Annotated in this window: 10 protein-coding genes and 2 tRNA genes; 7 read left to right on the top strand and 5 right to left on the bottom strand. The window is 37.2% G+C overall.

Features of this window, described 5'->3' with window-relative positions; all coding sequences use genetic code 11:
* Positions 1-2 precede the first annotated feature (2 nt).
* From D2V08_RS06205 to D2V08_RS06195, 4 genes are all read left to right on the top strand, one after another.
* Positions 3-962, top strand: coding sequence for a PorP/SprF family type IX secretion system membrane protein (locus D2V08_RS06205; protein WP_119607186.1), 960 nt, complete (start codon positions 3-5; stop codon positions 960-962).
* Positions 963-1100: 138 nt separating this feature from the next.
* Positions 1101-1457, top strand: a complete 357-nt coding sequence (gene folB / locus D2V08_RS06200; protein WP_119607185.1) for a dihydroneopterin aldolase — start codon at positions 1101-1103, stop codon at positions 1455-1457.
* A gap of 65 nt (positions 1458-1522) precedes the next feature.
* Positions 1523-1594: transfer RNA gene (locus D2V08_RS17295), tRNA-Cys, on the top strand.
* 96 nt (positions 1595-1690) lie between these two features.
* Positions 1691-1761 (top strand) — tRNA-Cys (locus tag D2V08_RS06195).
* 32 nt (positions 1762-1793) lie between these two features.
* On the opposite strand, the gene D2V08_RS06190 is transcribed toward D2V08_RS06195, so the two are convergent.
* The 3 genes from D2V08_RS06190 to rnr are packed head-to-tail and all read right to left on the bottom strand — an operon-like array spanning position 1794 to position 5375.
* A complete protein-coding gene (locus D2V08_RS06190; RefSeq protein WP_119607184.1) occupies positions 1794-2456 on the bottom strand; it encodes a LysE family translocator in 663 nt (220 codons plus the stop codon).
* 5 nt (positions 2457-2461) lie between these two features.
* Entirely contained in the window at positions 2462-3139 is a 678-nt protein-coding gene (locus D2V08_RS06185) for a head GIN domain-containing protein (protein WP_119607183.1), read from the bottom strand.
* A 52-nt stretch (positions 3140-3191) separates the two neighbouring features.
* The gene (gene rnr / locus D2V08_RS06180; protein WP_119607182.1) at positions 3192-5375 is read right to left on the bottom strand and encodes a ribonuclease R; all 2184 of its coding nucleotides are present in this window, start codon (positions 5373-5375) and stop codon (positions 3192-3194) included.
* Positions 5376-5968: 593 nt separating this feature from the next.
* On the opposite strand from rnr, the gene D2V08_RS06175 reads away from it, so the two are divergent.
* Genes D2V08_RS06175 through D2V08_RS06165 form a run of 3 tightly spaced genes read left to right on the top strand, consistent with a single transcriptional unit; the run spans position 5969 to position 7763 of the window.
* A complete protein-coding gene (locus D2V08_RS06175; protein WP_119607181.1) occupies positions 5969-6400 on the top strand; it encodes an RpiB/LacA/LacB family sugar-phosphate isomerase in 432 nt (143 codons plus the stop codon).
* 5 nt (positions 6401-6405) lie between these two features.
* Positions 6406-7323, top strand: coding sequence for a cation diffusion facilitator family transporter (locus tag D2V08_RS06170; protein ID WP_119607180.1), 918 nt, complete (start codon positions 6406-6408; stop codon positions 7321-7323).
* Positions 7323-7763: a GNAT family N-acetyltransferase gene (locus D2V08_RS06165; protein ID WP_119607179.1), complete on the top strand. Its 441-nt coding sequence runs from the start codon at positions 7323-7325 to the stop codon at positions 7761-7763. The genes D2V08_RS06170 and D2V08_RS06165 overlap by 1 nt, the downstream gene beginning before the upstream one ends.
* On the opposite strand, the gene D2V08_RS06160 is transcribed toward D2V08_RS06165, so the two are convergent.
* Positions 7760-8368 carry a type III PLP-dependent enzyme domain-containing protein gene (locus D2V08_RS06160; protein ID WP_119607178.1) on the bottom strand — a complete coding sequence of 203 codons (609 nt, stop codon included), beginning with the start codon at positions 8366-8368 and terminating at the stop codon, positions 7760-7762. The two genes, D2V08_RS06165 and D2V08_RS06160, sit on opposite strands and share 4 nt — an antisense overlap.
* Positions 8346-9593 (bottom strand): DNA (cytosine-5-)-methyltransferase, encoded by a 1248-nt coding sequence (gene dcm / locus D2V08_RS06155; protein WP_119607177.1) that lies wholly within the window; start codon positions 9591-9593, stop codon positions 8346-8348. Before dcm ends, D2V08_RS06160 begins: the two co-directional genes overlap by 23 nt.
* Positions 9594-9620: the final 27 nt, after the last annotated feature.

The following is a 9620-nucleotide window of genomic DNA, read 5'->3' as shown; positions in this document are numbered from 1 at the left end:
CCATGTTAAAAAAAGTATACTCAACTATCCTATTGTTTTCCTTGGCACTATGTGCCAGGGGACAGGAGTTGACCGTACCCCAGTTATCCCAATACATAGCGGATAATCCATTTTTAATGTCCCCTACTTACGCAGGTATAGGAGACCATATAAAAGTACGTTTAAACGGCTTAACACAATGGGTGGGGATTGAAGATGCTCCAGATACCCAAACCTTGGCGGCAGATGCCAGAATAGGGAATAGATCTGGTGTTGGTATGCTTTTGTATAACGATAGCAATGGTTTTACTAGACAAAGAGGAGCCAGGGTTTCCTTTGCCCACCATTTAACATTGGATAGATATGATGACGTTTTTCTCTCTTTTGGCCTGTCTTATAACTTTAACCAATTTAGGATAGATGTAGAGCAGTTCGAAGCCAACAATGGCCAATTGCCAACAGATGATAAGGCTACCACAAATCATAATTTTGATCTTGGTGTGCTTTACAGATATGATAAATTTTATTTTAGCTTAAATGCTGGTAACGTGCTAAATAAGGATCTTTCAAATTTCAACACCGATATCATCCGTATTGAGCCCAATAAGCTACGAAACTATTACGTATACACAGGTTACAGCTTTTCGAAGAGTAAAAACAGTAAATTAGAAATAGAACCCTCAGTATTCTTTCAATGGTTTGAAAGTGACGGTCGTTCCGTTACCGATTTGAACACCAAATTCCGCTTTCGAGATTTTGAAGACTATTATTATGTGGGTCTTACCTATCGCTTTTTAAATGATCAATTGGGAGAACCCTTATACATTGCCCCCATTGCTGGATTTAAAAAGAGTAATTTCTATTTTGGCTATTCATATCAGGTAATTACAAACGAAATTTTAGGTTATAGTACTGGTACTCATGTTCTTACTGTTGGTATGGACTTGTTCCAAGGTATAAGTAATTGTAGATGTATGTACTAATACCAATTATTTATAGACAAGCCTAATAAGTAATCAAACAACCACAACTCTTTTCGATTTAGAGCAATAGTGAATAAAACCCACTTAGTGGGATTTAAACCTTTTTATCCTATTTTTGCCAATTCTTAATTCAAAGTTTTGGGAAAGATTAGGTTAAAGAACGTTAGAATACATTCCAACCATGGGTGCTTAAAGGAAGAAATGCTCATTGGGAGCGATTATAGAGTCGATCTCGAGGTTACTACCGATCTTTCTAAACCTGCTATTTCCGATCAGCTTAACGAAACGGTTGATTATGTGCATCTCAATAATATCATTAAAGAAGAAATGACGGTCCGCTCCAATCTTTTGGAACATGTGGCCAAAAGAATTATTGATCGCATATTTGATGAAATTCCTGAAGTAACCGAAGTAGAGGTGGAAGTTTCTAAAATAAACCCACCTATTGGTGGTGATGTGGAAAGTGTTTCGGTGAAACTCGGAATTACTCGATAAACCGATAGCTCCAACCTACTGATACCGTTTAACTTTTTTATAATTTTGTCTACAACAATTTGAACGGCATTGTGGTCGAATTGGATAGACAAAGTCCCGCAAGGATTTTTATGGTGGTTCGAGTCCACCCGATGCCTCTAAGATATACTTATCACAAAAGTAACACTCAATTCCATTTAGATTATTTTTCAATCTAAATATTCATAAAATATTTTTAGCTTTGCGATCCAGTTGGCATCGTGGCCGAGTGGCTAGGCAGAGCTCTGCAAAAGCTTGTACAGCGGTTCGAATCCGCTCGATGCCTCAAAACCCAGTACTTAGTGCTGGGTTTTTTGTTTATAGCTTCTCTATTTTTTCAATTTTTTCTTTGATATCAAATTTATCTTTGGGCAAAAAACCTTTGATAATCAATACAATTCCACAAATAATCAAAACTATCCCCAATCCCTTTTTTATCAGTACAATACGTTCCTGGGTTAAATAGCGCTTTAATTGTTTGGCTAAAATTATCTTTAGTAGATCAGTTCCAAAATAAATTAGTAAAACGGTACTAAAAAAAACCAGCATCCTATTTGGGTTATTCTCCAAACTGGGACCTACCACAATAATCAGCCCTAACCAAAAAGCAAGTACACCAATATTGATAAAGTTCAAAAGAAAGCCTTTTACCAATAAACCAAGATATGTTCCTTTAGAAGCTTTTACATTGGCTTTCTTTTTGGGTTTTTTCACAAATAGAACAATTCCATAAACCAAAAGAATCATCCCACCGAACACAAAAAGGCCTGGCTCGTTGCTTAAATTCTCCAATAGCTGAAAACTACTGAAGTACGCTATCAATAAGAAAACAATATCGGCAATAATAACGCCTACATCCAAGCTTACACCCGCCCTAAAGCCTTTGGTGGCACTTGTTTCCAACAAAACAAAGAAAACAGGACCAATCATAAAGCTCAACAAAAACCCTAAAGGGATCGCTGCTTGGATATCATCAATCATTTTAATTACATTCTTTTTATTTTTCCACCAAAAAGGGTGTGCTCATCCATTTTTTTTGGATCCCCATACACCAGCACTTCGCCTCCTGCCTTTACATTGGCCTTTACATAATCTGCTGCATAAATTTCAGCATTTCCACCTGCATTTACACTAATCGTGGTGAATTTTGTTTTAAATGTCCTTCCATTGTAGGTGCCTCCAGTATTGATAATTACATCTTGGGTATTTGAAAATCCACCAGTAAATATTTCTCCTCCAGAAACTGCCTTAATCAACAGTTGGTCCACTTCGCAATTAATTTCCAGTTCTCCACCTTCTTGAGCTTTAAGTTCCAAAACATCTTGCACATAGGTATCATCAGAAGATATTCTTGCATCTTCGTTCACGTCAATGACTACAAGCTCTTCAGAATGATATAAATCTACATATGTTCTATATCCGCTAAATATTTTAACGATTTCCATCCGGATTTTCAATATGCCATTATTATTAACAATAGCAACATTATCGGTATTGGCACCTGTAATCACCGCTTTGTTTTGATTGGACTTGATTAAATTAATCGATATACCATCAAATCCTTTTACTTCTGTAAACTTCTGTAGGTCTTGGGTAATGGTTGCATCCTGTGCTTCAATATATTGAAGGGATAGGAACAAAATAACAATCGTAATTATTCTCATGTTATAAAAATTTGGTTCTCAATAGGATAACAAATTTTATTCCAAAATAGTATTATTTCTTTTTACCTATCAACGAAAAGTCCAAATGTCGTTTGACTAAATCCGTACTCTTCACCATCACATTAACCTCGTCACCCAACTGATACATTCGCTTGGTTCTTTCCCCGATTATAGCGTATTGGCGTTCATCAAAAATGTAATAATCATCTTTAATGTCTCGGATACGAATCATTCCCTCACATTTGTTTTCCACAATCTCCACGTAAATTCCCCATTCGGTAACCCCAGATATTACACCCAAAAACTCTTGGTCCTTATGGTCTTCCATAAACTTGATCTGCATGTACTTGATAGAATCACGTTCTGCATTGGCAGCTAACAGTTCCATATCGGAAGAATGTTTGCATTTTTCCTCGAACGGCTCAGATTTTGGTGTTTTCTCCTTATCCAAATAATGCTGCAACAAACGATGCACCATCACATCGGGATAACGTCGTATTGGCGAGGTAAAATGGGTATAATATTCAAATCCAAGTCCGTAATGTCCAATATTCTCCGTGGTATAAATGGCCTTGCTCATACTTCGAATAGCCAAAGTATCCACAAGGTTTTGTTCTTTTTTACCTTTTACATCTTCCAATAACTTATTCAGAGATTGATTAATGGTCTTACTATCCTTTAGGTTGATACTATGTCCAAATCTGGAAATAACCCCATTCAAGGCCATTAATTTTTCCTCATTGGGCTTGTCGTGAACCCTATACACAAAAGTCTTCTTTTGTTTACCAATATACCCTGCTACTTTTCTATTGGCCAACAACATAAATTCTTCAATCAACTTATTGGCGTCCTTGGCTTCTTTAAAATATACACCTACAGGTTCGTTGTCTTCAGACAAATGGAACTTTACTTCGATTTTATCAAAAGAGATAGCTCCAGCATCCATGCGGGCCTGCCGCATAATCTTGGCCAAACGATCAAAAGTTAGCACAGCTTCCACAACTTCGTCCGAAACGGAATAAGCTTTTTCCCTAATGGATACTTCTTTAGGAATTTTGTTTTGTTCCGTTTCTATAATATGCTGTGCCTCTTCGTAGGCAAAACGTTCATTGGAATTAATAACGGTTCTTCCAAACCATTGTTTTACCAACTTGGCGTTATCATCCATTTCAAAAATGGCCGAAAACGTATATTTTTCCTCATCAGGTCTTAGCGAACATGCCTTATTGGACAGTACTTCCGGCAACATGGGAACTACACGGTCTACCAAATACACCGAAGTAGCTCTATCATAAGCCTCATCTTCTAAAATTGTATTGGGCTGCACGTAATGCGAGACATCTGCAATATGGATACCTATCTCATAGTTTCCGTTTTCCAACTTTTGAAAGGAGAGGGCGTCATCAAAATCTTTGGCATCCTTAGGATCAATTGTAAAAGTAAGCACATCGCGCATATCCTTACGCTTGGCTATTTCAGATTCTTTTATACTGGTATCCAAGGTTTTGGCAAACTGTTCCACTTCATACGGAAACTCATGTGGGAGACCATATTCAGCTAAAATGGCATGGATTTCGGTATTATGTTCCCCAGGCCTTCCCAGTACTTCCACAATTTCTCCATATGGTGAATCGGTATCATCCGGCCAATCGCCAAGATTTACCAATACCTTGTCCCCATCGTTAGCTTTTTTTAATTTTTCAGGTGGAATAAAAATATCGGTGTACATCCTGGAATCGGTTGGGCGAACAAAAGCAAAGCTTTTCTGCTTGTCAACAATCCCTACATAAGATGTTTTTTTACGTTCGAGTACCTTGGAAACCTCACCTTCCATTTTCTTGCTCTTACGTCTTGGTTTTATAAAAACCTCAACTGTATCGCCATGGAAAGCTCTGTTCAAATTATTGTTTTGTACAAATATGTCGTCTTCAAGTTCATCCACCACAATATAGGCGTTCCCACTTGTGGTAAGGTCGACTCTTCCTGTAAAATAAGTATGTAGTGATGGTTTCTTTTGATACCTACCCCTCTCTGGCTCTACAATACGTTCGCTGGCTTTTAACTGACCTAAACGTTTGATTAACAAATTTCTATCTTGAGTATCGGAAATACCTAACTTTGAAGCTATTTGCTTGTAATTAAAGGCTTTGGACGGTTCTTTTTCAAGTACGGTAAAAATGCCCTTCGTTATCTCACTCTTTCGCTGACTACCAGCTCTCTTCTTTTTCTTCGACATTAACGTCCTTATTTTTTTGAAAAATACAAATTATAATCCTTGACCAACAAGGAAAGGAAGAGTAATCATAAACAAAAGGACTTTTATCAACAATTATCAATATTATATTTTTTCTTCTTTTTTAAATTTAATTAAAATGATGATTATGATAGATCGTTTAAATGTGGAATAAAATTTTCAAGAAAAAGTTGCTTTGAACGATCAAAACATTTTGTTCACAATTTGTCAGACAACAAGAAATTTAAGAATCAGCCTGTTATAATTTTTATACACGATTTTTAATAACCGATGTCAACATCAAATTATTGAAAAGTTAATGTATTTTTAATGTTAATTACCCACAAGATAAAGTTTATATCCGTTGATTAAATTTTAATGGAATATAGTTCCAACATTAACTAATTATTTATACTGATCGATTTTATTGAAAATCAAAATTTGGTTACCAATAGTTTTATCTAAATAGTTAACAAAACGGCAATATTGTTAATTGGTTGTTTTTTAACCGAATGCAAAAACCTCCTCGATTTTATAAACAATGAAACATTAAAAGATATTGTACCTTTGTTTAGCATCCATTTTAATACAAAACCATGAAAATTGCGATAGGAAACGACCACGCCGGAACCGATTATAAATTGGCCATTATTGGGCTGCTAAAATCTAAGGGAATTGAAGTAGTAAACTATGGCACCGATGGTACCGATAGTGTTGATTATCCTGATTTTACCCATCCAGTGGCTACTGATGTGGCAGAAGGAAATGTTGATTTGGGTATAGTGTTGTGCGGTAGTGGCAATGGTGCCACAATGACAATTAACAAACACCAAAATGTTAGGGGCGCACTTTGTTGGAACAAAGAAATTACCCAATTGGCAAGGGAGCACAATGATGCCAATATTTTAAGTTTGCCAGCTCGTTTTATTTCGCTTCCGCAAGCACTGGATATGGTAGAAACTTTTTTGAATACAGAATTCGACGGAGGCAGACACGAACGAAGAATCGAAAAAATTCCTTGTAGATAAACTCTATGGCTCACCACCATCATCATGGGCATTCACATGCACACCCCGACCTAAAAGGAAGAAATCTTCTTATATCAATTTTCCTGAACATTGGCATTACGTTGGCTCAAATTATTGGAGGTTTACTTTCCGGAAGTTTGGCACTATTGTCGGATGCACTTCATAATTTTAGCGATGTTATTTCTCTTGTAATTAGTTATGGTGCAAGAAGGTTGGGTAAAAAGAAAGCATCCAGTCATAAAACCTTTGGTTATAAACGTGCCGAAATTTTAGCCGCATTTATAAATGCGGCAACTCTTATGGTAGTGGCTATAATTTTGATGAAAGAAGCTGTTGAAAGGTTGATGGATCCTAAAGAAATTGAATCCAACCTTGTAATTTGGCTAGCTTTAATTGCGGTTGCTGGTAATGGTTTCAGTGTGTTGTTGTTGAAAAAGGATGCCGACCACAACATGAACATGAAGTCCGCTTATTTGCATTTGCTCACCGATATGATGGCTTCAGTAGCAGTATTGATTGGCGGTATTTTGATGAAGTATTTTCAGATTTATTGGGTGGATGCCATATTGACCTTGATAATAAGTATTTATTTAATATATATGGGGTACGACCTTTTGAAGGAATCTACAAAAGTATTGATGCTTTTTACTCCTAAATCAGTTGTTATACAAGATATTGTGGAATCCGTATGTACCATAGACCAGATTAAAAACGTACACCATGTGCATATTTGGCAACTTAATGAAGAAGAAGTGCACATGGAGGCCCATATCGATTTTAAAAAGGATATCCGACTTTCCGAGTTTGATGAAATTTTGGAAAAAATTGAGGAACACGTTTACCATAAGCATGGAATCAATCATGTGAATATCCAACCTGAGTTTGACAAGTGTGATTCCAAAAGCGTAATAGTCCAAGATTGATGCAAGTATCTATAAAAACCTTTGATCAACTCACTACCGAAGAACTCTACCAAATTTTGCGCCTCCGTAGCGAGGTTTTTGTGGTGGAACAAGACTGCGTATATCAAGATGTGGACAATAAGGATCAAAAAGCACTTCATGTTATAGGAGTAAAGGATGGTGAAATAGTCGCTTACACCCGCATTTTTAAACCTGGCGATTATTTTGATAATGTAAGTATTGGTCGGGTGGTTGTTGCACAAGACCAACGTAAATATGGGTTGGGCAAACAGATTATGCAAGCTTCTTTAACCGCGATTCAGGAACGATTCCCCAATAAACCCATCGAAATTTCCGCACAATCCTACTTATTAAAATTTTACAAGGAACTTGGTTTTAATGCCTTTGGTGAAGAATATTTAGAAGATGGCATTCCGCATAGGAGAATGTTAAAGAACTAAACCAACCTTTTCGCTATACCAATGCGCTCCAAATATTCCAACTTAAGAATAAGGTTTATGGGCTTTTCTGCTTTGTTTTTCGTGGAAAAGAAGAGATATCCTTCGTATTTTGAATCAAGCTCTTTCATCACCAACTTTTCGTGCAGTTCATTATGGACACAGGCCAATTGGTTTAAAAACTTTTGGTTCAAGCCCGTTTCATGTAAACGTAAAATTAATTTTTCCCGATTCACAAAAGTGATATTGCAAGAGGTAAAAACATCATCCACATCCGAATAAATACTAGTGACCAAAGCGTAAAATTGTGTCTTTTTGGTAGCATCGAACAACCATCCCTGTTTTTGAGCGTTATTCTTATGATAAAAAAGTTCAAAGGCAAAGGTGGGCAAGCTTTCATTGATATATTCGAGCTGTGCTTTCTCATCCATAAAAAACTGCTTTTTTGAACGGTTGTCCTTTAGGATAAGATATATGCCCTGCAATTGTTTTTTAAGATGGGTAACACGCTCAAAACGGTAATGCTTCAAGTGTTTTTTATAATAATGATCCAGTAAGGGGGTTAATTGTTTTTCTTTGGATAGATCAGCTTTGAACTTGCTTTTCAAATTCGGTTATTTTCCGGAACAGGGAAGCACCTACTTTTTCCACAATACCTACCACAAGTGCGTTGCCCATAAAAAAGGCACGCTTGGCATCCGAGATGCCCTCCAATTGGGTATGATTATCCGGAAACATGTTCAACCGTTCCAATTCAACAGGTAAAAGTCTTCGCAGTCCCTTGGAGGTCTGGACCACGTGTTTAAACCGGGATGGGGATTTACCGCCCTCGCCGGTTATTATTGTTCTGGAAGGTTGATCAAGAGCATCGGGAAACACCATGCTTCCTTCGCTGTAATTGTATTTAAAACCTGCTTTGGTCTTGCGTATTTCTTTTTTGGAACCCTTTAAATATTCCCATTTGGGCAAATCCGATTCATCTATATAATATTCGGATGGAATAGAGTCTTTTTCTAAAATATCGGAAAGTAGTGTTCTTTTTCCATCATGATAAGGAGCAGTTTTTAACGTGGATACTTTCCCATCAATACAGACACCCGTGTTCAAAAAAGGGGAAAGACCTTGTTCTTTATTGAATTCATTGGATAGTGTTACCAAATCCTTCTCTAAATCAAAAAAAACCAGGTTTTGAGCTGATTGGACAACAGGAAAGACTTCACTAAAAGTTCCTTCCTTCAAAATCCAGTCTGTGGGAGCAGTTTTTCGGAGTTTATGGTAAATATGGGTATCCTTTAAATATGCTAGAAAAAAAACGCGCCTTCGGCGCTGTGGCATACCATACTCGGCCGCATTTATCACGCGCCATTCCACGGCATAACCTAAATCTGATAAACTACGGAGCATAACAGCAAAATCTCTTCCGCGCTGATTGGATGGGGATTTTAAAAGACGATCCACATTTTCCAAAAAAAGGTATTTAGGCCTGTTCTTTGTTTCGGTAAGAATCCGATGAATGGACCACCAGAGGACGCCTTTTTTGCCTATGAGGCCTTTGGAATTCTTTAAAGATGTGGCAACGGAATAATCTTGGCACGGAAAACCGCCAACAAGCATGTCGTGATCTGGTATTTCTTTGGTTTTTACGGTTTCAATATTGGAATTAGAGTGGTTTTCAGACCCAAAACGAGCCTCATAAACCAAGGATGCGTGCTGCATTTTGGTAGAAGGCTCCCATTGGTTGCTCCATACTACTTTGTAGCGCCCTGTATTTTCCAGCCCTAGGCGAAAACCACCAACTCCCGCAAAAAGTTCACAGACCTTTAGTTGTTGCATGCCCAAAAATAGGATTTATTCCTTCTT

It is taken from the genome of Flagellimonas lutimaris (assembly GCF_003581615.1).
In the GTDB taxonomy this organism is placed as follows: domain Bacteria; phylum Bacteroidota; class Bacteroidia; order Flavobacteriales; family Flavobacteriaceae; genus Flagellimonas; species Flagellimonas lutimaris.
This window is presented reverse-complemented; position numbering and strand designations above follow the sequence as displayed.

What these genes read in the sequence shown, in the direction of transcription:
- rnr (WP_119607182.1), bottom strand. Translation starts at nt 5,375, where the DNA reads ATGTCGAAGAAAAAGAAGAGAGCTGGTAGTCAGCGAAAGAGTGAGATA.
- D2V08_RS06165 (WP_119607179.1), top strand. Translation starts at nt 7,323, where the DNA reads ATGCAAGTATCTATAAAAACCTTTGATCAACTCACTACCGAAGAACTC.
- dcm (WP_119607177.1), bottom strand. Translation starts at nt 9,593, where the DNA reads ATGCAACAACTAAAGGTCTGTGAACTTTTTGCGGGAGTTGGTGGTTTT.
- D2V08_RS06190 (WP_119607184.1), bottom strand. Translation starts at nt 2,456, where the DNA reads ATGATTGATGATATCCAAGCAGCGATCCCTTTAGGGTTTTTGTTGAGC.
- D2V08_RS06170 (WP_119607180.1), top strand. Translation starts at nt 6,406, where the DNA reads ATGGCTCACCACCATCATCATGGGCATTCACATGCACACCCCGACCTA.
- D2V08_RS06185 (WP_119607183.1), bottom strand. Translation starts at nt 3,139, where the DNA reads ATGAGAATAATTACGATTGTTATTTTGTTCCTATCCCTTCAATATATT.
- D2V08_RS06205 (WP_119607186.1), top strand. Translation starts at nt 3, where the DNA reads ATGTTAAAAAAAGTATACTCAACTATCCTATTGTTTTCCTTGGCACTA.
- D2V08_RS06175 (WP_119607181.1), top strand. Translation starts at nt 5,969, where the DNA reads ATGAAAATTGCGATAGGAAACGACCACGCCGGAACCGATTATAAATTG.